At 51.5% G+C, this 22734-nt stretch carries 21 protein-coding genes; 5 read left to right on the forward strand and 16 right to left on the reverse strand.

Features of this window, described 5'->3' with window-relative positions:
- The first annotated feature begins 73 nt into the window (after positions 1-73).
- From DYU11_RS19005 to DYU11_RS19015, 3 genes are all read left to right on the forward strand, one after another.
- Complete coding sequence (locus DYU11_RS19005) at positions 74-2821, forward strand: TonB-dependent receptor (protein ID WP_119669282.1); 2748 nt, start codon at positions 74-76, stop codon at positions 2819-2821.
- 107 nt (positions 2822-2928) lie between these two features.
- Positions 2929-4239, forward strand: coding sequence for an aminotransferase class I/II-fold pyridoxal phosphate-dependent enzyme (locus DYU11_RS19010; protein WP_119669283.1), 1311 nt, complete (start codon positions 2929-2931; stop codon positions 4237-4239).
- Positions 4240-4383: 144 nt separating this feature from the next.
- A complete protein-coding gene (locus DYU11_RS19015; RefSeq protein WP_009281143.1) occupies positions 4384-4569 on the forward strand; it encodes a BF3379 family histone-like protein in 186 nt (61 codons plus the stop codon).
- Between the two features lie 162 nt (positions 4570-4731).
- Here DYU11_RS19015 and DYU11_RS19020 read toward each other — a convergent pair whose 3' ends face one another.
- Positions 4732-5145 carry a MaoC family dehydratase gene (locus DYU11_RS19020; RefSeq protein ID WP_119669284.1) on the reverse strand — a complete coding sequence of 138 codons (414 nt, stop codon included), beginning with the start codon at positions 5143-5145 and terminating at the stop codon, positions 4732-4734.
- Positions 5146-5287: 142 nt separating this feature from the next.
- Here DYU11_RS19020 and DYU11_RS19025 point away from each other — a divergent pair, with 142 nt between their 5' ends.
- On the forward strand, positions 5288-6523 hold the full coding sequence (locus DYU11_RS19025; protein ID WP_119669285.1) for an acyltransferase family protein: 1236 nt from the start codon (positions 5288-5290) through the stop codon (positions 6521-6523).
- Between the two features lie 9 nt (positions 6524-6532).
- On the opposite strand, the gene DYU11_RS19030 is transcribed toward DYU11_RS19025, so the two are convergent.
- From DYU11_RS19030 to DYU11_RS19070, 10 genes are all read right to left on the reverse strand, one after another.
- Positions 6533-7429: a 3-hydroxyacyl-CoA dehydrogenase gene (locus DYU11_RS19030; RefSeq protein ID WP_119669286.1), complete on the reverse strand. Its 897-nt coding sequence runs from the start codon at positions 7427-7429 to the stop codon at positions 6533-6535.
- A 171-nt stretch (positions 7430-7600) separates the two neighbouring features.
- The gene (locus DYU11_RS33005) at positions 7601-8371 is read right to left on the reverse strand and encodes a hypothetical protein (RefSeq protein WP_147367971.1); all 771 of its coding nucleotides are present in this window, start codon (positions 8369-8371) and stop codon (positions 7601-7603) included.
- A 16-nt stretch (positions 8372-8387) separates the two neighbouring features.
- Positions 8388-9290, reverse strand: a complete 903-nt coding sequence (locus DYU11_RS19035; RefSeq protein ID WP_119669287.1) for a DUF4097 family beta strand repeat-containing protein — start codon at positions 9288-9290, stop codon at positions 8388-8390.
- Positions 9287-9952, reverse strand: a complete 666-nt coding sequence (locus tag DYU11_RS19040; RefSeq protein ID WP_119669288.1) for a hypothetical protein — start codon at positions 9950-9952, stop codon at positions 9287-9289. The genes DYU11_RS19035 and DYU11_RS19040 overlap by 4 nt, the downstream gene beginning before the upstream one ends.
- The gene (locus DYU11_RS19045; RefSeq protein ID WP_119669289.1) at positions 9949-10479 is read right to left on the reverse strand and encodes an RNA polymerase sigma factor; all 531 of its coding nucleotides are present in this window, start codon (positions 10477-10479) and stop codon (positions 9949-9951) included. The genes DYU11_RS19040 and DYU11_RS19045 overlap by 4 nt, the downstream gene beginning before the upstream one ends.
- Before the next feature lie 167 nt (positions 10480-10646).
- Positions 10647-13778 (reverse strand): efflux RND transporter permease subunit, encoded by a 3132-nt coding sequence (locus DYU11_RS19050; protein ID WP_119669290.1) that lies wholly within the window; start codon positions 13776-13778, stop codon positions 10647-10649.
- A 109-nt stretch (positions 13779-13887) separates the two neighbouring features.
- Positions 13888-14943, reverse strand: a complete 1056-nt coding sequence (locus DYU11_RS19055) for an efflux RND transporter periplasmic adaptor subunit (RefSeq protein WP_119669291.1) — start codon at positions 14941-14943, stop codon at positions 13888-13890.
- 21 nt (positions 14944-14964) lie between these two features.
- Positions 14965-16293, reverse strand: coding sequence for a TolC family protein (locus DYU11_RS19060; RefSeq protein WP_119669292.1), 1329 nt, complete (start codon positions 16291-16293; stop codon positions 14965-14967).
- Positions 16294-16352: 59 nt separating this feature from the next.
- Positions 16353-16736, reverse strand: coding sequence for a MarR family winged helix-turn-helix transcriptional regulator (locus tag DYU11_RS19065; RefSeq protein ID WP_229365931.1), 384 nt, complete (start codon positions 16734-16736; stop codon positions 16353-16355).
- Positions 16737-17109: 373 nt separating this feature from the next.
- Complete coding sequence (locus DYU11_RS19070; protein WP_119669294.1) at positions 17110-17547, reverse strand: YybH family protein; 438 nt, start codon at positions 17545-17547, stop codon at positions 17110-17112.
- Between the two features lie 225 nt (positions 17548-17772).
- Between DYU11_RS19070 and DYU11_RS19075 the strand changes: the two genes are divergently transcribed.
- On the forward strand, positions 17773-18648 hold the full coding sequence (locus tag DYU11_RS19075; protein ID WP_119669295.1) for a diacylglycerol/lipid kinase family protein: 876 nt from the start codon (positions 17773-17775) through the stop codon (positions 18646-18648).
- Between the two features lie 125 nt (positions 18649-18773).
- Here DYU11_RS19075 and DYU11_RS19080 read toward each other — a convergent pair whose 3' ends face one another.
- The 5 genes from DYU11_RS19080 to DYU11_RS19100 all read right to left on the reverse strand — a co-directional run bounded on the left by DYU11_RS19080 (position 18774) and on the right by DYU11_RS19100 (position 22729).
- A complete protein-coding gene (locus tag DYU11_RS19080) occupies positions 18774-19319 on the reverse strand; it encodes a DUF7010 family protein (RefSeq protein WP_119669296.1) in 546 nt (181 codons plus the stop codon).
- Positions 19320-19476: 157 nt separating this feature from the next.
- Complete coding sequence (locus DYU11_RS19085; RefSeq protein WP_119669297.1) at positions 19477-20007, reverse strand: hypothetical protein; 531 nt, start codon at positions 20005-20007, stop codon at positions 19477-19479.
- A 229-nt stretch (positions 20008-20236) separates the two neighbouring features.
- Positions 20237-20920: a hypothetical protein gene (locus DYU11_RS19090; protein WP_119669298.1), complete on the reverse strand. Its 684-nt coding sequence runs from the start codon at positions 20918-20920 to the stop codon at positions 20237-20239.
- Between the two features lie 182 nt (positions 20921-21102).
- Positions 21103-22146 carry a DUF262 domain-containing protein gene (locus tag DYU11_RS19095; protein WP_119669299.1) on the reverse strand — a complete coding sequence of 348 codons (1044 nt, stop codon included), beginning with the start codon at positions 22144-22146 and terminating at the stop codon, positions 21103-21105.
- Between the two features lies 1 nt (position 22147).
- A complete protein-coding gene (locus tag DYU11_RS19100) occupies positions 22148-22729 on the reverse strand; it encodes a hypothetical protein (protein WP_119669300.1) in 582 nt (193 codons plus the stop codon).
- Positions 22730-22734: the final 5 nt, after the last annotated feature.

The raw sequence follows: 22734 nt of genomic DNA on the forward strand, positions 1-22734 counted from the left end.
CTACTGGCGTCCCTTTGACCCACGACTCAAATCGTGGGTCACCCCTCCTCTGAACAGTTTCAACAACATACGAATGCGTATACTTTCCTTTCTTTTTTTCCTGGTAGGCTGCGGAGTTACCTGTCTGTACGCGCAGAAATCGGGCAGCAAGACCCAGCTCCAGGGGATTGCCGTGGATTCTGCAACGGGCAGACCCTTACGAACGGCATCCGTATCGCTGCTTACCGCCCGCGATTCGGCTTACGTAACGGCTACCATCACCGACGGCGACGGCCGGTTCCTGATCCGAAACGTAGCGCCGGGGCAGTACCGGGTACTGGTAACGTTTGTGGGGTATCGAAACGGGTCTCGCTCCGTTACCGTTACACCTGATAGCCCCACTGTAGACGCTGGAACGCTCCTCATGACCGAACAGGCCAGTATGCTCGGCGAGGTCGTGGTCACGCAGGAACGCCCCCCTATTACGGTAAAGCAGGATACGCTGGAGTTCAATGCCGGTTCGTTCAAGACGCAGCCGAATGCGCAGGTCGAGGAGTTGCTGAAAAAACTGCCGGGCGTCGAAGTAAGCCGCGACGGGACCATCCGGGCACAGGGCCAGACGGTCAGTCGGGTGCTGGTGGACGGCAAGCCATTTTTTGGAAACGACCCGAAAATGGCCACCCGCAATCTGCCCGCCGACATCGTCGACCGGGTACAGTTGTACGACCAGTCGTCGGATCAGTCGCAGTTTTCGGGCATTGATGATGGCAACCGCGAACGGACCATCAACCTGACCATCAAACGCGACAAACGAAAAGGGTACTTTGGCCAGAATTCAGTTGGTGCCGGAACCGACGGGCGTTACCAGGGACGGCTGAACGTCAACCGGTTTAATAATGGTCGCCAGATCTCCGTGACGGGGCAGGCCAATAACCTCAACCAGCAGGGTTTTACGCTCCAGGACGGACCCGGGGGCGGTGGACAGGAACCGGTCTTTGTGGGCCGACCCGGTGGTGGAAATCCGTTTGGAAACCAGTCGCCCACCAACATCATCGAGACCAAAGCGGCCGGTATCAACTACCGGGATAAGTGGGGCAAAAAGGCGGAGGTGGCTACCAGCTATTTCTTCAACCAGGCCGTAACGACCACCGACCAGCAAAGTCGGCGGGAAAGCATATTGCCGGGTCAGTCGCTGCTGACCGATCAGAGCAATTTTTCGCGCAACCGGGTCAACAACCACCGGCTGAACCTCCGGCTTGACTGGAAACTGGACTCCGTGACGAGCCTGCGCTTCACACCCAACATATCGTGGCAGAACAGTGGCTTCGACAGCCGAAACGTGAGTCGCTCGACACGGCCGGATGGGCAACTGCTCAACGAAGGCGATACGCGTTTCGGCTCCGTTGGCGACGGGCTGAACGTATACAGCAATCTGCTGCTCATGCGAAAATTCCGGCGGGAAGGGCGGACTCTGTCGCTGAACCTGAATACAGTCGTGAACGACCAGTTGACCAACGCCCTCAACCAGTCGGTCAATACGTTCTACGACTCAACCGGCGGTAATCCACGCCCGCTTCGGCTCGATCAGCGCAACCGACAGGACAACTACGCCCCCCAGAATACCCTCACGGTGTCCTACACGGAGCCGCTGTCGCTGACGCGCAAGCTGGAACTGCGTTACGCCTACGGCACAAACCGAAACCAGGCCGACCGAGACGTAGCGGATTTCAACGAAACGACCGGCCAGTATGATCGCCGGAATCTGAACCTGTCGAACCAGTTTGCCAGTAGTTTCAATACGCACCGGCTGGGCGGGACGATCCAGACGCGTCGCCTGCGTTATACCTACGCCCTCGGCTTTGAGCTGCAGCAGGCCGAGCTGCGAGCCGAAAACCGATCCGTCGATACCAGTCTGAACCGCCCGTATTTTCACGTTCTGCCCAATGCGCTGTTCAACTACACGTTTTCGGGTAACCGCAGTTTGCGGCTTCAGTACCGTACCCGCCTGAACGCGCCCTCGGTGACACAATTACAACCGGTCGTGGACAACACCAATCCGTTGGCCATCCGGCTGGGCAATCCGGCCCTGCAACCGGAGTTTTACAATACCGTTACGCTGACCTACAACGGCTCCAGCGGCCTCGGTACCAAAAGTCTGTTCCTGTTTGCGGCTTTGAACCAGAGCAACAACCGCATTGCAACAGCTACTACCGTGAACGCGGCCGGTGCGCAGACGACGCAGCCGGTCAATATCGGCGGCTATTGGGCGGCCAACGGTTTCCTGGCGCTGGGCCGAAGGATTCAGGCCGTCAAACTGAACATCAACCTGACCACCAACGGCAGCATCTCGCGGGCGCTCAGTCTGATCAACGACCGGAGCAATGAGTCGCAGAACGTAACGGTGGGGCAGGGGTTACGGCTGGAATCAAACTTCAACGGCAAGTTTGACTACGGCCTCAGCGGGAACATCAGCTACCAGACCGCTACGTATTCACTGCTGCCCCGGCAGAATACCGCCTTCTGGTTGCAGTACGCCACGGCCGACCTGAACTGGCAGCTGCCTTTTAACTTCATGCTGCGAAGCGACCTGACCTACACCGCAACGTCGGGGCGGTCGGCGGGTTTCAACCAGCGCTACACCCTCTGGAATGCGTCGGTAGCCCGACAATTTTTTAAAGGAAAGCAAGGCGAAGTGCGGCTTCAGGTTTTTGACCTCTTAAACCAGAATCGCAGTCTGGTACGCAATACGACCGATACGTACGTAGAAGATGTGCAGAGCCGCGTGTTAAAACGGTATTTTCTAGTCAGTTTGGTATACAACCTGCGGAAGTTTGGTGTCTGACCATTCCCCAAAATTTAGGGTGTATTTTGGTGCAAAAAAACATTTAGGCTATTTTTGCACTTATCGCTTTAAAAACAAGGGTTTAACGCCAAAACATACCGCTAAAAGTGGATTTATTTGAGAAGTTGCGCACCAACCTCGGCTCAATCGGGTCGTATTCAAAGCAGTTACAGGGTCACCACTATTTCGCATTTCCAAAGCTGGAAGGCGAACTGGGCCCGCACATGGTGTTTCGGGGGAAGAAGATGTTGAACTGGAGTCTGAACAACTACCTCGGTTTAGCCAACCATCCCGAAGTACGAAAGGCCGACGCCGAGGCTACTGAGCGCTGGGGGCTGGCTTACCCGATGGGTGCCCGTATGATGTCGGGCAACAGCGACCTGCACGAAAAGCTGGAGCGCCAGTTAGCCGATTTCGTTGCCAAAGAAGACGCCTTCCTGCTCAACTACGGCTACCAGGGGGTTATGTCGGCGATTGAAGCCATCTGCGATCACCGCGACGTGATTGTGTACGATGCCGAGTGCCATGCCTGTCTGATCGATGGAATCCGGCTTCACAAAGCGAAACTAGGAGAGTACTACAAGTTCAACCACAACGATATGGCCAGCCTGGAGAAAAACCTCCAGCGGGCTACGAAGGTGGCCACCGAAAAGGGCGGGAGTATTCTCGTCGTTACGGAAGGTGTATTCGGGATGTCGGGTAAGGTAGGCAGCCTGGATCAGATTGTTAAACTCAAAGAAAAATACAATTTCCGGCTGCTGGTCGACGACGCGCACGGATTCGGTACGATGGGTGCTACCGGCGCGGGCGTGGGCGAAATGCTGGGCTGCCAGGATGGCATCGACATCTACTTCTCAACGTTCGCCAAGTCGATGGCGGCCATCGGCGCGTTCATCGCGGCCGACCACGATGTGATCATGTACCTCAAGTACAACATGCGGTCGCAGACGTACGCCAAGGCGCTGCCCATGCCCTACGTCGTAGGCGCCATGAAGCGGCTCGAACTAATCAAGAAGCATCCCGAACTGCGCGAAAAACTGTGGGAGAACGTACAGGCCCTGCAGAGCGGTCTGCGCGAGCGCGGTTTTAACATTGGCGATACCTCATCGCCTGTAACTCCGGTGCTGTTGCAGAACAACGGCGGCATTCCGGAAGCGACGGCGATGGTGCGCGATCTGCGGGAGAATTTTGGGGTGTTCTGCTCGATTGTGGTGTACCCGGTCGTGCCGAAAGACGTGATCATGCTGCGCATTATCCCGACGGCTGCGCATACCCTGGAAGACGTTCAATACACCCTCGAAACGTTCACGGAAGTGTCGGATCGGCTGCAGCGCGGCTACTATCAGGAACTGGCGGCTTCGGGAGCGGCTGTAGCCCCCGAAACGGTTGAAATATCGGCCGAATCTGCCGCAGAATAGCCTTTTTTGCAAAAAGTTGCATTTTTCGCCTATTTTTTTGGCTTGCCTATTGCGTTGCGTGTGATAATCATTAAATTTCAGCCGAAAACCGCGTTTTTAGCGGAATTTGGGCATTTTTTCACACTTTAACCCATACGTATCGCTATGGCACGCTTCGATGAAGTAAAGAATCTGGTAATGTCACTGGAGGCCGATTTCGAAAAGTTCTACGAGAAGAACAATCAGGCCGCAGGTACTCGTGTTCGCAAGGGCATGCAGGATCTGAAAACCCTGGCACAAACCATCCGCTCGGAAGTTCAGGACAAAAAGAACACCGCCGAGAAAGCGTAATCTACCGGCCAGTATGGCCAGGCCTCCCCGGCCAGCAAAGCTAGCCCCGCCCAAGCGTTTTCTTCGGCGGGGTTTTCTGTGGTTTGTGGTTTTGCCGTCCGTGGTTTTAGAGTTTGTGGTTCGTGGTTTGTAGTTCGCGGGCCAGACTACAAACCACAAATTTTATATCTTCTCCTGGTGCATCAGCGTAGCGACGCCCCGCATCACTACTTTTTTCGTCTGAACGTCGCGGACTTCGCCCTGGATTTCGGCCGTATGTTTAGCCGGGTTGACGGCCTGTACCGTAAACGTCACTTCGTAGTCTGTATCGACGAACATCGGCCGGAGAAATTCCAGGGTTTGTCCTAAATACACGGAGCCAAAACCGGGGAACTCGGTACCCAGCACTTTGGTAAAAACGCTGGCCCCCAGCATGCCATGAATGATAGGGCGTTTGAACGGAGTCCGGGCCGCAAAGTCCGGGTCGAGGTGGAGCGGATTGTTATCACCGGTAATACGGGCAAACTCAATCACGTCGGCCTGCGAGAAGCGGAACGTGTACTGATGGACAGCGTTGAGGCCAAATTCGGTTGTCATACAATACGTAAAGTCAATCGGTTGAATTATTGTCGCTGCAAAGCTACCCAGTCCATTCGCTATTTTCACGCTAAAATCTGCTCAAATGAGCGTAGTTTTGTTTCGCGGGCCGACCAATCCCTGATTGCGGCTCATCGTACTTATGCTGAAAAATCTGTTTTCGCTCGGTGTGTCGCATGTCCCGCGGGTATTCGGGCTGGACGTTATGCGGGCGGCTGCCATCCTGATTGTGGTGGATGCTCACGCTACCGTAGCGCTGAAAGACTATTACCGGGGCGGTTTCTGGCATGTCCTGCTGCCCGACGGCGTAGAGCTATTCTTTGTCCTGAGCGGCTTCCTGATTGGCGGTATCCTGATCCGGTCGTATGAGAAAAAAGGGCGGTTCGACCGCGATCTGCTGCTCAACTTCTGGACGCGCCGGTGGTTCCGAACCCTGCCTAACTACTACCTCGTGCTGATCGGGCTGGTGGCGTTTAACCTGCTGCGGGCCTGGCGGAGCGGCCTGCACCATACGCTGCCACCGAAAGAAACCCTGGCTAAATACTTCTTTTTTCTGCAAAACTTTGCCAGCTACATCCCCGATTTCTTCCCGGAAACATGGAGCCTGGCCATTGAAGAATGGTCGTACATTACCCTGCCGCTCGTGCTGTGGCTATTCCACGCACTGATGCCTGCTCACTGGCCGCGTCGCCGGATTGTGCTGTCGACGGTACTGCTGATCATTCTGGGGACAAACGCCTACCGATTGGTTAATGCCATCCGGATACCGATTTCGGAAGGGGAGCTGGGCTACCGGGGGATTGTGCTGAGTCGGCTGGACGCTATATCGTACGGGGTGCTGGCCGCTTACGTCAAGCAGTACTTCCCGACCTGGTGGAATGATCCGCGCGTTCGTCGGCAGACGTTGATTGCCGGGTTGTTACTGACGATGCTGACGGCGTTTACGGCCTCCATCTTTATCCTGAAGTACTACGTCGAGGCTGGAATTTACAGTGGGTACGTTTTCTACAAACGGACGTTCTACTTCCCGGTAGCCGGCCTGAGCATGGCGCTGCTGCTGCCGTACATGGATGGCTGGCGAACGGCCGATGCCGCGCGGCCCGCCGTATGGGCGCGGGCCGTGACGCACATCAGCCTCATTTCGTATTCGATGTATCTGCTCAACCTGACGCCCATCATGGTCAACATGGTGGAGCGCATTCCTACTACGTCCGAAACAGTCGGCTGGGCAAAAGTCGGGTTATTCTGGGTGCTGGTGCTGGTGCTGTCGACGCTGCTGTACAAGTTCTTCGAGCGCCCCGTAACCGACCTTCGCGACCGGCTATCGGTCAAAGAACCCAAGATTACCGAACCGGCCGGTCTGAGTAAACAACTCTGACAGCGGGCGTTACTTCAGGAAATCAGGCTGCCGAAACGCCGGGTTGGGATACGTATAGAAACCCGCCCGGGTTGCTACGCCTAGCTTGCCTTTGTCGATAAAGTTTTCTTTCAGCAGTTGGGCTGCTTGCAGCATGTCGGTGTCGCCGGTTGCTTCGGCGTTTTTCAGCGTAATGTTGTACGCCGTCGTCAGGCCGACGACATCATAGATTGCGAAGGGGCCGTTGGGCGCTCCGGTGGCGATCATCCAGGTTTTGTCGATGGTTTCGGGATCGGCCACGCCCTTTACGTACAGGCGGAGGGCGGCTTCGAGCAGGGGAACCAGCAGCGAGTTGAGGATATAACCCGGCTGTTCTTTGTGGATCGGAAGCGCCACCATGCCAATGGCTTTGGCAAAGTCAACCACCGTATCAAAAACGGCCGGATCGGTGCCCGGGTGCCCCATGATCTCGGCGGTGTTCTGTCGCCAGATGTTGTTGGCAAAATGCAGGGCCAGGAAGCGGTCGGGGCGGCCGGTCTGCTCCGCAAATTGACTGGGCAGCAACGTAGACGAGTTGGTGGCAAAAATCGTTTTAGCCGGTGCCACCTTCCCCAATTGACTATAAAAATCGCTTTTAATCCTGACGTTTTCCGGGATAGCCTCAATGGCCAGGTCAGCATCCTGAACGGCCTGGGTCATGTCCGTCGAGTAGCTTATCCGATGAAAGGTCGCATCGATTGCGTCCTGAGCTGCGCCAAGATCTCTCTTAAAATGCTCCCCCAGCTCCATGAAGCGGGTTTTTGCCTTGTCGAGCAGTTCATCGTTCAGATCGTAAACGGTTACGTTAAACGTGTGAAAAGCGGTTTGGAAAGTAATCTGGCTGCCCAGCACACCCGATCCAAATACGGCGACGTTCTTGATATCCATCCTGATTGGTTGTTGATTACGCTTTCATCAGTCACCCGTCTGGCTAACTGTTCTGTAAAAACATTAACCTGATCCGATGGACAAAGGCCGGATTTTCTGCTAGGCTTTTATTTCCCAGTCGCAATTTTAATGAAATTGTCAGGATACGGTTCTGAGGTTCAGCTAACGTACTTACCAACCTAATCCGACAATGACATTAATTCTGAACGAATACGACGAAGCTCCTAACATACTTCTATAAATGTAATTTCTTCCATAAGTAGTAATCTCTGGTCCTATGTTAACATCAGTATAGCCTCGTCTACCTAAGCGTTGCTGAATTCCCCATTGAAAAGCAAAAGATGGTTGATTAAGCTTGCTTAAAGGCGTGTTCGAAGAAGAACGATTTTCTCCATTGATAGGATCATACTGGCGATAATTCGAGTAAAATAGTATAGGACGCTCGGCTTGTGCTGCTAAATAAAAACCTGATAGATTATTGGCCGATTTACCTTGACGTATTCGTCGGGCTAATCCGTAATAGTAGCGAATGGCTGTTTTGGCATTTATTGATGCAGCAAGGCTTTGAATTTCAGTTTTATATGGAGGATTAAATGTAGTAGTTCTGTCAAGTTTATTTGATGAGTAGTCAACTGAATTTTCTATACCGAACAAAACAGAGAAGGAAGGGCTTACTTTTCGTTCAATAGAAAGATCTGTGTCAAGGCCGACACCAAAACCTATCTTTGATGATTGCGCTAGTAATCTCGTGTTCGGCCAGAATCCTAACTTTATCAATGTTTTCTCTTCTACGTTAGCACGAGTGATGTAGCGGATGAAGCGTTTGACCTCGGCTTTAGAGATCTTATCGTCTTCTGTTTGGTACTCGGTTCGAACAGAGTCAGTCTGGGCATGGGCTGTTATGGCAAACAGCAGTAGGATGGAGGTAAAAGGGTAGCGCATATGATTAGTGTTAATTTTATTTGCTGCTGAAGGATCGTTCGCCCTGAATCGTCACCGGGCTATAGGTGTTGTGAATAATAATCTCTGTCTTTCGGCCGGCCGGCTGGAGCGTGAACGTCTGTCGACCGCCGTAGCTACCCACCTGACTACTGTAGGCTTCCGGAACGCGGATGGTTGATTGCGCGGCCATGACATCGTAGCGGAAATCAGCCACGCGCTGGGGAGAAAAGACAATATCGGTACGGGCGGCTTCTACACGTAACGCATTGAGCGTGGCCGCATTGGGCACAATGGTTAGCTTTCCGTACCGGCTTTCAATATGACTTGTTCCGCCGAGGTCGAGCAGGCTGATATCAGCTTTTTGCGCTTTGCAGACCAGCGTTGCGTTTACACCCCGACCGTCGACATCGCCGTACTCGGACGTAATATTGAGTTTGCCGGCTACGTCGTCGAGCGTCAGCCTGCCAAACTCAAACTTCAGCGATACGTCGCCGGACAACTCGCGCAAGGTCACATCGCCAAATGAATTATTCAGTGAGAGAATGGCCTTACTGGGAACACTCACTTCATAAATAGCCTTAAGCTGGCTCTGCAACTTGCCTGCCCGCTGCGGAATTACAAACCGGTTTGATAAGTCCAGTTCGTTACCGTTGGTCTGGAGGGTGTATTGGTGGTACGCCACTTCGCGCTCGGCAACAGATCGGTCGGGGTGTTTGGCTACGAGCCGGAGCGTAACCGAAACCGTGGGGCGGTTCCAGCCTTTGATCGTTACGTCGGCTTTCTGGGCGTTCAGGTGCAGTCGTTGGCCATTGGTGTAAGGCAGGTCTTTCTCAATGACTTTGGTCACCACCTGCACGGACGTCTGCGCCAATCCTGGAAGCGGGATACACAGTAGGGCGATGAGTTTCAGGAGTTTCATGAGCGCAGGAGGGTAATAAGCTCTTTAGTGACTTCGGCTCGTTGGTTTTCGACCCGAATCTGCGCTTTGATTAGCGCTGGATCGTCGCCGAAGGTCAGCCGTTCTTTCTCGATGCGTTCCCGCTCGGCGTTTAAGTCGGTCAGTTGATTGCGGAGTTCGTGCACTTCGGGGCGCTGGCAAACGAACCGCTGTTCGAGGCACTGCTGGGCGATAAACGCTTCGGCCCGTTCGTCGGCCGATGTGGGTTCAGATTCCGGCAGCGCCGTTGTCGGGGTGGGGGAGGCAGTTTCTACGGCGTATTCAACCCGTATCTGCTCGTCTGCTTCGAGGGGTAAGGTTAGCCAGAATCCAACTGCGAGAAACACCGCGGCTGCCGCAGCCACCCAGCCCCAGAGCGGGCGAAGCTGGCCGCGCTGATCAGCCGTTGCCGGATGGGGAACTACCGGAGTTTCGGTCGCTGCCGGGCCGCGGGTACTTCCGGCCTCGCTGCTCAACTCACGTTCAATCGAAGACCAAAGATCTGCTTTGGGTTCATAGTGCGGCAGGTCATTGATGGCCTTCGTTAACCGCTCGTCCGCATCCAGGTTAGCCGAGACCCGCGCCCAGAGGTTTTCGTCCGGGTCGTGTTCGGGCAGGTCAGAAAAGAGGTCGTTTATGGTCATGATAGGCGCTGTCTTAATAATTTCCTGGCGTAATTCACCTGCGATTTCGAGGTTCCTTCGGCTATACCGAGCATCTCGGCAACTTCCTTGTGGCCGTAGCCTTCTACTTCTACCAGCAGGAACACCGTGCGGGCGCCGTCGGGAAGCGAGCGGATGGCCGTATCCAGTTCTGCACCGGTCAACGTATCGCGCACAACGACTGGTTGGTCGTGGGCGCTCTCATCAAGCGTCAGAAACCGGCCTTCGAGCTGTTGCTTGCGAAGCGCCTGCCGGATCACGATCGTCTTGATCCAGGCCCCGAGTGTCGAGCGGAAACTGAACTGATCGAGGTTTCGGAATACGTCCACGAAAGCATCCTGCAAGGCATCGTTGGCATTGTCGTAGTCATTCAGAATACGGAACGCGGTAGTATACATGGCCCGCTTGTACCGATCGTACAGCAGCCGTTGCGCGGATCGGTCATTACTACGGCATCGCTCGACCAGGTCGGATTCGGATATGTCAGCGGGAGTGGCCAAGCGGAACATGATGTCTACTGTTACGTACCAAAGTGCAACGTAGACGCGAAAAGGTTGGAAGCCTGAGAAATTTTTATGATTTTGGTTTACCCCCAACCGTCCTTCAGGGGGTTGGGGTAAACCAAAAAAAAGCCTGCTTTTACGAGCAGGCTATATAAAATCACTATAGATTAAGATTAACCAATCGCTTTGGCGACCTCCAGTTCCTGGGACTTTTTCGGGGTTGTGGGTTTCTTCGTAAACCGGGCAATGAGCCGGTCAACGACGAGGTACATGGCCGGTACCACCAGCAGCGTCAGCAGCATGGACGAGGTCAGACCGCCGATGATGACCCAGGCCATACCGTTCTTTGTTTCGGCACCGGCACCGCTGGCCAGCGCAATCGGCAGCATACCCAGAATCATCGCCAGGGTCGTCATCAGGATCGGGCGCAGACGTTCCTTGCCGGCTTCGATCAGCGCGTGAACGACATCGTGGCCTTCCGCTTTCAACTGATTGGCAAAGTCAACGATCAGAATGGCGTTCTTGGCAACCAGACCGAGCAGCATGATCATACCCACAATCGAGAACACCGTCAGGCTTTCCATCGTCAGCGCCAGGGCCAGCAACGCTCCGATCAGGGCAACCGGAATCGAGAACAGAACGACGAACGGATACACCACGCTTTCGTAGAGCGCCACCATGATGAAATACACCAGCAAAATGGCAATCATCAGGGCCAGGCCCAGACTACCGAAGGCGTCGGACTGTTGCTGCAATTGACCCAGGTACTGAATTGACACGCCTTCGGGCAGTTTTTGCTGAGCCATCTTGGCCTGAATGTCGCTACCGACCGTACCGACCGGACGGCCTACCACCTGGGCGTTGATCGTTACCGACGACAGTCGGTCGATCCGTTCCAGTACGCTTTCGCCGATCTGCTCCTGCACCGTCGCAAACTGCGACAGTTCGAACGTTCGGCCCTGGTTGTTGACGAACGTCAGCCGGCTTACGTCCTGCGGACTCGTACGGTCAAAACGATCCAGGCTGATCAGGATGTCGTATTCGTTACCGCCCTGTTTGAACTTCGACTGGTCGTTGCCGCGGAAAGCGTTTTGCAGCGCCATACCTACGTCCGTTGCGTTGATACCCAGTTGGGCCATCTTCTCCCGGTCGAGGTTGACCGTTACCTCAGGCTTCGGATCTTTCACCGAATACTTCACGTCCTGCGTGCCCGGCACCGATTTCGTTACGTTCATAACGGTAGCGGCTGCTTCCCGAATGTCCTTCAGGTTAGTGCCTTTCACCGCGATCTGGATCGGAGCCTGCTGGGCACCGACAATTCCCACGGGGCTAACCGTAACTTTTACTCCCGGAATCTGGCCCACTTCTTTCTTCAGTACCTGCCCAAACTCTTCGGTCGATATGGTACGCTGTTTTTTGTCAACCAGCTTCACGTTCAGGTCGGCAATGTTGCTGTTCGAGGCCGTCGCCAGACCGTTGCTGCTGTACCCGACGTTGGTAAAGACGTTGGTCACCTCAGGGTGCTTCATGATGATCTGCTCAGCCCGTTGTGCCAGCGAGTTGGTCTGGTAAATCGAAGCCGTTGGAGCCAGCTCGATGTTTACGTTCATCTCGCCCTGATCACTCTGCGGCATGAACGCGCCACCGATGAAACCCGCCGGAACGAGGGCAATGGAACCCACCAGCAGGGCAATGACGGTTAAGAAAATCCAGCGCTTGTGACCCAGCACCCACACCAGAATACGGCCGTAAGCTTCCGTCAGGCGGCTGATCATGTTTTCAAAACCTATGTTCAGGCGACCCCACAGCGACTTCGGATTGAGCACTTCGATTTTGCCAAACCGGGAAGCCAGCAACGGCGTCAGTGTGAACGACACCAGCAAGCTCATCAGCGTCGAGAAAACGACCACCAGCGCAAATTCGCGGAGAATATTTCCGATCAAACCACCGGTCATGGCCAGCGGCACGAATACCACAACGTCCACCAGCGTAATGGCGAGGGCCGTAAAACCGATCTCGCTCCGGCCGTCGAGAGCCGCCGTACGCTTGTCTTTCCCCATTTCAAGGTGTCGGTTGATGTTCTCCAACACCACAATCGAGTCGTCGACCAGGATACCAACAACGAGCGAAAGGGCCATCAGGGTCATCAGATTCAGTGAGAAGCCCATCAGGTACATCAGCGCGAACGTTGGAATCATCGACGACGGCAGGGCTACCAGCACGAACATGGCCGACCGGAAGCTGTGCAGGAACAGCAGCATAACCACCGATACGATCAGAATGGCCAGCCCCATGTCAAACACCACCGCGTCGGCCGAAGCCAGTGTGTACACCGACTGGTCGGCGGCAATATTGAACTTCAGGTTGATATTGCTGTACTGCTTCTCAAGCTGCCTGATGCGCTGCTGCGTCAGTTGGCTCACCGACACGGCGTTGGCATCCGACTGCTTCTGGATCTGCAAACCGATGGACGGTTGGGCGTTGATGTGGTTAATAGCCGTCGGTTTGGTCGTTGCGTCGACCACTTCCGCTACGTCCTTGAGCAACACTTCGCTGCCGTTGGCCCGGCGGGCCACGATCAGATTACGCATCCGGTTCGTCGTCTCGACGGAGGCATCAAACCGAATCGAATACTGAGACTCCCGGGTTTCTAGCTGCCCCGCCGGGAAACTGGTATTGGCGGCTGCAATGGCCTGTGACACCTGCCCGATAGACAAACCGTAGCCCCGGAGTTTTTCCTGGTTAACGTTAACCTGAATTTCGCGCTCGTTACCACCGATGACGTTAACCTGACCAACCCCTGATACGTTGGAAAGCTGGGGTTTGATGTTATCATCAATCAGGTCGTACAGTTTTGTCGGCGGCAGATTGGCCGTGACGCCCATCCGCAGCACCGGCAGTTCGTCGGTCGAGAACTTGTTGATAATCGGGCGGTCGGCTTCGTCGGGCAACAGGTTGATAATCTGTTCTACTTTCCGTTGGGCATCCTGTTGCGCCAGGGTTGTATTCACCCCGTTTTTCAGTTGAATAACCACGATGGATGCCCCCTCCTGCGAGGTAGACGTCATGCGGTCAAGACCTTCCAGTGACGACAAGGCGTCTTCAATACGCTTTGTTACGTTGGTTTCCACCTCATCGGCCGAAGCGCCCCGGTAGGTTGTCGCCACGCTGACCACGTTGGCTTCGAACTTCGGCAACAAATTGTATGACAACTGCTGGTAACTCAATGCACCGAACAGAATCAGTACAGTGAAGACCGTGAGAACCAGCAGCGGCCGTTTGACGGCAATTTCGGATACAGACATGTTGTTGATTAGTGAATGAGCGAATTAGTGAATGCATGAAGTAGTTAGGCAATCGACCCGCACCAGCGGCCAGGATCTGCTACTTCACGCATCTACTACTTCACTGATTTTATTTTGTGATTTGCACAGGCTTACCGTCGCTCAGGTTCAACTGACCGGTGGTGACGACCTGATCGCCGGCCGCTAATCCGCCGATGACTTCGATGGTGTCGCCGAAGTCGCGACCGACGGTGATGGCCCGCCGTTGGGCTACATTCCCGTTCACGACGTACACGTACGGGTTCTTGATGCTTTCGACCAGCGCGATACGCGGAATCTGCAGAGCTTTCTGGTTTGATTTCTGCGAGAAGTCGACGTTTACGAACGTACCGGCTTTCAGACCGTTGGCGTTGTCGATGGTGATTTCAACGGGGTAGTTGTGCTCCGCCGTGCCCTGGGGGGCAATGTAGGAAACACGGCCGTTGAAGGTCCGGCCCGGAAATACGTCAGCCGTCACCTTCACCGCCTGACCTACCCGTAACCCATACACATCGCTTTCGTTGACCGCTACGTCGACTTTCAGCCGGGCTACGTCCAGGACGCGCCCCAGCACCTTGCCGACGGTGATGTATTCGCCGGGTTCGATATCTTTCTGTACAATCTGGCCGCTGATGGGCGACTTGACGTTGGCGTCTGCGATCTGCTTTTTGATCTGCTCGGCCTGATTCACGGCGTTTTCGTAGTTGAACTTCGTTTCGTTTACCTGAATCTCCGTAGTAGCGTTGCCGGCCAGCAGCGTGTTGTAACGAGCCACGTCTTTCTTCAGCTTGTCGATGGACAGCTGCGTTGATTCCAGCGCCAGCTCCTTCAGCCGGTTATCCAGCTGCACCAGCGTAGCGCCCTGCCGGACAGACGACCCCAGGTTAAAATTGACCTGCGTGACCTTGCCGGCCGTTGTGGCAATGATGTCGGCTTCCTTGAATGGAATCAGGTTGCCCGTTCTGACAAGCTGCTGACTGACCGTAGCTTCCTCTACCGGCGTAACCGTTACCGGAATCGCCACGTTCGTCTGCACGACCGGCTGTTTCTGGGCATCAATCTTCTCTTTGTTGGAAGCCAGCCGGAAACCGATCAGAGCGGTGATTGAGACTAAAGCCACGACGACGATTAACGTTGTCTTTTTCATGGTGTATGCTGCGTCTAAAACTTACAGTTGATTATAAAAATTGAGTAGTGTACCCTGCGATTGCTCCAGGTCAAGCCGGGCCTGGTAGTAATTGATCAGCGAATTGATGTAGTTCGACTGCGCCTGCCGGTACGAGTTGTCGGCGTTGATAAGGTCCGTCAGCGACTTCGTACCCTGCTTGTATTGCAGTGTCGTTACGTTATACACTTCCTGCGCCAGCTTCACGGTACGTTCGTCATTCTGGGCCGTGATCTGAGCCCGCTGCATCTGCGACTGCGAGTTGTTGAACTGGAGCTGAAACGACGAGGTGTTCAGTTTTTGCTGCTCTTCCTGCGTCAATACGGTCAGCCGTTGCTGCTGAATCTGGGCGTCACGTTGCAGCCCGTCGAAAATGGGCACCCGCAGACTCAGACCGATGTTTCCGAATCCCGTGAATCGGTTGAACGCGTCGCCGAACTGGTTGGCAAACGCCAGCGTACCGTAGCTGGCCGTAGCGCTGAGGGTCGGCTGATAACCGGCCTTGATCCGGGCCAGCTGGAGCCGCTGCAGCGCCAGATTCGACTCGCCCTGCTGGAAGCTGACCAGGTTGCGGACGTTGAAAGGCGTGTTCTCGATGGGCGCAATCTGTCCGAACGACAGCGAGTCGGGCAAAACCAGTTGCTGGTCCTGCGACAGGCCCATCTGGAATTTCAAGCGGTTGATCGACAGATTCAGGTCGTTTTCAGCCAGCGAAAGCTGCGAGCGGGTGTTGTTGAAACTAACCTCCGTGTTGGTGTAATCGATTGGCTGAATGACACCGTTATCCCGCTGCAGCTTAAGGATGTTCAGCACCTGCTGCGTACGTTCCAGGTTGTCGCGGAGCAAACGGATCTGCTGCTGCGCGATAAACACCTGGTAGTAGTTGCTGGCGATGTTGTAAATGATGTCCTCCCGCGTTTGGCGCGTGTTCAGCTCGGCCAGTTGCTGATTAGGCTTGTTAGCCTTGATGCCAATCAGCAGCGAGCGGTCATAAATAGGCTGGTTTGCCTGCGCAACCAGGTTCGTCTGGTACTTCTGGCCAAAGGCTACCCGAACGGGTTCCGGACCAAAAACACCCGCCGGAATGATGTTTGTCTGAAGCTTGACGTTGTTGGTAAACGTACCTGAACCGGTCACCTGCGGCAGATACTGGCCAAGCGCCTGACGAGCCTGCTGGTCGGCGGTCTGCGCCTGGTACTGGGCAATGCGCGTCGTACCAAAGTTTTGCAGGCCGTAATCAATACACTGTTTCAGCGACCAGTTCGTCTGAGCCCAGGCGCTCAGTGGTCCTAACAGAATGGCAACTAAGCCAAATGCAATTTTACGTTTCATAAGTACAATACGTTGACCTATCAACTGTAGATATATCAACGATCTGGTTAAAAAATATATTACTTCTCAAGTATCGTTGTGATTTTACGGAGCGTCGTCAGAAACGAGGCTAATTCTTCGGCCGACAACTGGTCGGTAACCTGTTTATCCATGACTTCGGCCGTTTCGATTACTTTTTCAACGACCAGCTTTCCGGCCGGCGTCAACTGGATCAGATTCTTCCGGCGGTCAACGTCGTCGGATACGATTCGTAAATATCCATCGCGTTCTAAGGTGCGAATCGAGCGCTGAATGCCTGATTTATCTTTCTGGAGCATGTTGGCAATGTCCTGCTGAGACAGCAAATTATCCTCGGAAAAATAAATGATAAAGAGGATAGGAAACTGTTCGATCTGCAGCGTAAAGCCCAGGCGCGTCAGTTCGCGGTTAGACTTGCGAGCCATTAAATGACCGGCGTGGCTAATCATGAAAATGAACAAACAACCCAACCGCTCGGAGAACTTATCCTGTATTTCCATTTTTTTCTCTCCTACCATGGCGCAAATGTATACCCTGTTGATATGTCAACCAAATTTGGGAAAGAAAAGTTTGACTAGGCTTATATAATAAATGTGCAAACGTCAACTGCTTATTTGTGATATAGATCAACTTGTTAGGATTTGAAAATGAGAGAGGAGTAGGGGTGATTTTGTCATTCCGACGCAGGAGGAATCTTAGGTAAAAGCAAACCATTCAGCTACCTAAGATTCCTCCTGCGTCGGAATGACAAAATCACGCTAAAATTGACGTTTTATATAGCATAAAGAATTAAATCCCTTAGCTACTATGGTCGCTGACAATGACCCAGCGCTTTTTGATTTTTCGCCAGAGAAGCGTAAAGTGACCGCCCGCGTCACCAACTTTTGGGCGCGTTAAGTGCCAGCGCCCGATAACGTAGGCTACGTTCGGCGCGGGGAATTCCATTTGCAGGATGTCGAATTTCAACGTGCCCATCGACGCCCGGTCGGGGTAGCGTTTCTTGTAATTGGCCAGCGTAGCGTTGTAGCCGTAGGTGATTCCAACCTTGCCTACGAACGTCAGGGAGTCAGATTGCCAGTAACCCTCCATAAAGCGATCCACCCGGCCGGCGTTCCAGTCTCCGGTCTGGCGTTTCAGGATGTCGAGGATAGCCCGGCGGTCGGCAGCGGTCTGTGCAAAGGCCGGAACCAGCACCAGTACCCCCCCCAGCAATACGATGTAGCGAATGGTTTTCATTTTTTATGGCGAACTTTGTTTACAAGAATAAGCCTTTTACTGATTAAACTGTTATCAATTCGCCAGTGGCTTCAGTAGCAATCCAGTAAGGATCAAGGCGATTCCGTACATCATGAAGCGCATTCGGGACTTTTACAACGAGTATAAGCCGTACATTTTTTCCGATGGCTGGTACTACGTATTCATTGTTATTTTCATCATTCTGCTTTTTATCTTCTTCTCGTAGTGGCTTCACCTGCTGTTCTGGCAATTATCAATCCGCTCTCGGGCACGGCTTCCCCGGCTTTTAAAGCGCGGCTTCATGCTTATTTTCTGCGGCAGGCCGAAGCGCTTGACTACGCGCCCGAGGCCGTCATGACCGAATACCCCGGCCATGCAACTGAACTGGCTAAATCGGCCATCCAGCGGGGTATTAGCCGGGTGCTGGCCATCGGGGGCGATGGTACGGTCAACGAAACGGCGCGGGCATTGCGGCAATCCGGTACGGCGCTGGGCATCGTACCGATTGGGTCGGGAAATGGACTGGCCCGGCACTTGAAAATCCCGCTGAATCCGACGCAGGCCATCGACAAGGCCCTGAAAGGCCGACCCGTGGTTATTGACAGCGGCCTTATCAATGAGCATCCGTTTTTCTGTACGGCCGGACTCGGCTTTGAAGCCTACGTAGCGCACCTGTTTGCCCAACAGCCCGTTCGGGGCTTGCCTACCTACATCCGGACCGCCTACCAGGCGTTCTGGCGCTATCAACCCGGACGGTACGTACTGGATGGGGCGGAGAAAGCGCTCTTTTCGCTGACGTTCGCCAATGCGGGGCAGTTTGGCAACGGCGTCTGGGTGGCACCAACCGCCAACATTGCCGACGGCCGACTCGAACAGTGCGAGGTACGCCCGTTTCCCAAACACCTGGCGGGGCTGCTGACGTGGCGCTTGTTTAACCGGAGCATCAACCAATCGGCCTACTGGTCGGGTCGACCCGTAACCACTGCGACGGTGCAGACTGACGAACCGCTGCTGATCCACGCCGACGGCGAACCGCTGACGGTGCCGACCGGCCGGGTAGAAGTGCGGGTGATGCCGGGCAGTTCGCTGGTGTTGTTGTGAGGGGAGGAGGTAACGGTTCGGGCTAATTACTATGGTTGCCGGAACAACTGCTGATCGTTGCACATAACTGATGTGTATTCAGTCGCGAGTTCTGGCAGGCCCTCTGTAGGAAGACCGTTTTAAGATCAGCGCTTTCTGTTTATCAAAATTGTAATGGTGACCGCGTAGATGCCAACAATAGCAAACGGAATGGCAACAAATCGGTGTTGAGGCAATACGTACCAGAGCACCAGCACAACAATGGTTCTTGCAACTGCGTGAAAAACGCCAACCCAATGGTCAATGATCCAACTCAGGGGTAGCCACATCAATCCCGTCAGGATTCCTACGGTAAGAGGCAATGACGAATAATCCACCAAAAAGAACGGGATGGCAATGGAGTAAACCAGGAGTGCTTGAGCTACGGTGTAGAAGAAAAGTGTATCAAAGGTGTTTTTGGGCTTATTCTTATCAAGAAAGTTTTCACCGGTGAATTTTGATATAAACATGCCCAGATAGACAATACTCCCTGTGGCAATAAAGAGTACCCAGACCTTACCTGTGGGCGATAAAAACAAACCGGCAACGCCAACGATAAGCCAGGCCAATAATCCAGCGATTGGTGTTGCCAACAGTTTCTGCTCTTTAAACGCCTGCTTTTGCTCCTCAAGCGTCCTGATAAGTTGTGTCATCGCAGACTGTCAAATGTTCAACGTGGAAGCATTGGTGATGTGACGGTATTTCGTGTTCCGTCCAGCCCTGGATAAAGATATAAAGCAAAATTTGAAAACAGACGCTCAGCCCATGGTCGTTAGCCCACACGATGCAAACGCCATGTTGCCCGCTGGCTTATTTTGTAGATACGATGCCCTTGTATTTTTTTGGTTGTGAATAAATGGTCGCACCTAGTAGTTTCCATTCTATAGTACCATGAACAGAGTACTCGAACTTGGTATTGTCGCTTGTCCGGTCTACAAGGATATATGAAGGTTTCCAGTTTGTACCGCTAACAAAGCCTGTTGTCCATGAATTGCCGCTTATGGGAATATTTATCTGTCCTTGTCTGTCCTTGCCATACTTGATGCCCAGTTGATATTTTGAAATCAACGTCTTCTCTAACTCTACGTCAATAAAATAGGTTGCGTTTCTACTTAAGCTGTCCTCCGAAGTAAACTTCCAGGTTCGGATTTGTGACGAGTTGGGTTCTTTATTGACTTCGTCGTCGTTGGAATTGCTGATGAACGATAGAAGTCCAAACACAAAAATTATGGATGTAAACAGCCCAAATTGTTCACGCACAAGTCGTGTCGCTCTGAAACAGGTAATAACAAAAAAGAGGAATACTGCGATGTTTAAAAGTCCCCATAGTAAGTAAAGCATACTGGTATGTTTTTAGCGGTCTAAAAAGTTTGCAGGTAGCGGAAAACTATTACCGAAGGTGAGGGGGATAACGTCCCGCTGATGCTGCAGCTTGGTTTTATTTGATGATGAAAATAAGAACTTTTGCTTGACTTTATTCGTCCAGCCAATAACTGCTGCTGGGTAGCGAACCGAAGCCTTTTGCTTCAACGTCGAACCCCAATTGCAGCAATACACTTGTTGAGCGAAGCTACGGTTTTGTCAAGCCAAAATCCGGTACTGGAATTACTTTATAGTCAAATTCTACATTTATACTGTTAATTTCTGCCATAGTTTTAGTGATAGAACTATGAAATTTATTAAAAGGTAATGTGTCATTCGATGAAGTCACGTTTGGGTTTGTAACAGCATAATTATAAAGTTCGCCTTCTAAATTGTCATAAAGAATGAACTTTCTAAGGTTGGTCGAAATATTTGTTTCCTGTTTAAATACTAAAGGTGATAATGCGTAGAACGCCGTCAATGCTGCCAATGTAAAAAAAATAGTCCGTACGTACGGACTTGTATTGTTCATTCCGACTTGAGCTGTAAGGAATAATAGTACTACAGAAATAGAAGATAAAATTAATAACAGCGCTGACGACGCGAAATGATAAGGATAGAATTCTAAGAAAGCCGCCTTATGCTGCTCTTTTTGGTTTTCTATTCTATCAAATAAATTCAGAAGTCTTTGAAGGTTTGATTTTTCAAGTGTAGAAAGGGTTTTCATCCCTTCCTTTAGTATAGAAGAGTTTTTGGATAACGGAGCTAATATTTGCTCACCATTTGAACGTGCCATATATCGAAGAGCAAATGCTCCAATTTGCCAAACGATAAGCATTCCTAAACCTACCAATGAGTGTCTAACCCATTTTTTCAAAAAGAATTCTTTCATAAATGAATAGTTAAGATTTGACATTATATTATTTCATTTTGTCAGATTTGAAGTGTCCAGCATGATTACACCCAACGTTCACCTGCGTTCTGTCAGCTAAAACTGCTGCTGAAGAGAAGTACTACAGATGATGATGCTTTCGTCATTCCGCCATAACGCCAAACCCCTGTTGGCTGCAGTACTTATTTCAGAATGTCAGCCAATAGCTTGTTTAGTGCTTCTTCTCTATTTCTCCTAGCTCCTAGGTCAGATGATGCCCTCAAGTTCAAAGCATACTGCGTGACTTCTTGCGAAACATGAGCGGTGTCTCCTGCTTGTTTCTCTATAGTTACAAATTCGTCTACTGCGTGAGCAAAACTCATTAAAACTTCTCTTGCTTTTTCCCTTTCTTGCGTCCCTAAGGGTAACAAATGCTTTTTGTTGGCGAAAACCAAAAAGAGAGAATAAAAATCTGTTTTTTTTGCCCAGCGTGTATCGCCAAAATCTGGGATAATATTAACAAGTTCTCTCAAAACCAAATCGAAAGTTTCTTTGATTTTATTTCTTTCTGCAAATTCTGTCTCATAAAGTGCATAATATTTATCGAGAGCAATTTTCTTATTCTGCAAGCCATGCAGGATAGCAATTGCTAATTCGCTTACAAATTCAACATCAAGCATTCTTTTAATGTCGTTTGAGGAAAACACATCCAGCTTTTGCCAAATTCCGAGGTCTGCCAACTCATTCATTGTTTCAATAAATGGTCCCCAGTATGTTGCTTGTCTAAGTTCTTGAGGGTTTAAGGCGACGTTATTGATATTTAAGCGACGAAAAATTTCTCTCAGTTCACTGTCACCAATAGCAGGTAGCAAACGAACTAGAAATCGGTAGCTGTATATCTTCTTTTTCTGCTCAACAGTAAGGTCATCAAAAGTCAAGTTAGCAAATGCTGGACTATCCTTTGGGTCTAAGGCGAATTGATTGGTTAAAAATTCTAGGCAAGCTGTAATTCTTTGTTGCCCGTCAACGACAATAGATTTTTTGATTCCATTTTCATCAACTAATTCTTGCATGTAAATTTCTGGAATTGGGAAGTCGTTTAATATAGTGTCTATTAGATAGCTTTTTTGTTTCAGTGTCCATACTGGGTTTCTCTGAAAGGGAGGTTTCATATCTAACTCGCCATTCTCAAAAGCATTTTTGAACTCTGCAACGTTTTTATGAGTGGTTTGAATGAAACTTGACATTTTACGGTTTTAAAAGTGTGTCTTTCAATTTTTTTATACTTCCAGTTTGATAGCTCCTAAGAGCTTCAAAATCTTTGTAAATTCTAAAGTTAATCTCCCTATCTTTAGTTGGCTCAATAGTCCTCATGTTATCAATTGCATCAACCCATTTTTTGCCGAAAGGAAGTAATTGCACAATTTTATCAGTAGCTATTGTACCCCAGTAAATCAACCTCTGCCTGTGATCATCAATAGCATTCTTTTCTTTTGGTTTTAATCGAAATAAATCAGTGCCAATATTCCGCAAATAATGCCATGAAATATTGAAATAATGAGTTGAAATAATTGCTACGTCTACATCTGAACTCTCATCAAAAGGCTTAAAATTCTTTTCTGGATTTAAACTAAACCCAACTGCAGAACTGCCAGTAAAAACGATAGATTTACTGTCTACACCAATTAAGAGTGATAATCTCTCTTTCCAATCAATATAGAGTTCTATGTCACCATTAAAAATGAACGGAACTCTTTCGACAACCCATTTAGAAGTAATGTAGTTTGGAGGCTCATTTTCTATATCTGTAAGCAGTTGTTCTTTAACCATAATGG

Source organism: Fibrisoma montanum, from assembly GCF_003583365.1.
In the GTDB taxonomy this organism is placed as follows: Bacteria; Bacteroidota; Bacteroidia; order Cytophagales; family Spirosomataceae; genus Fibrisoma; species Fibrisoma montanum.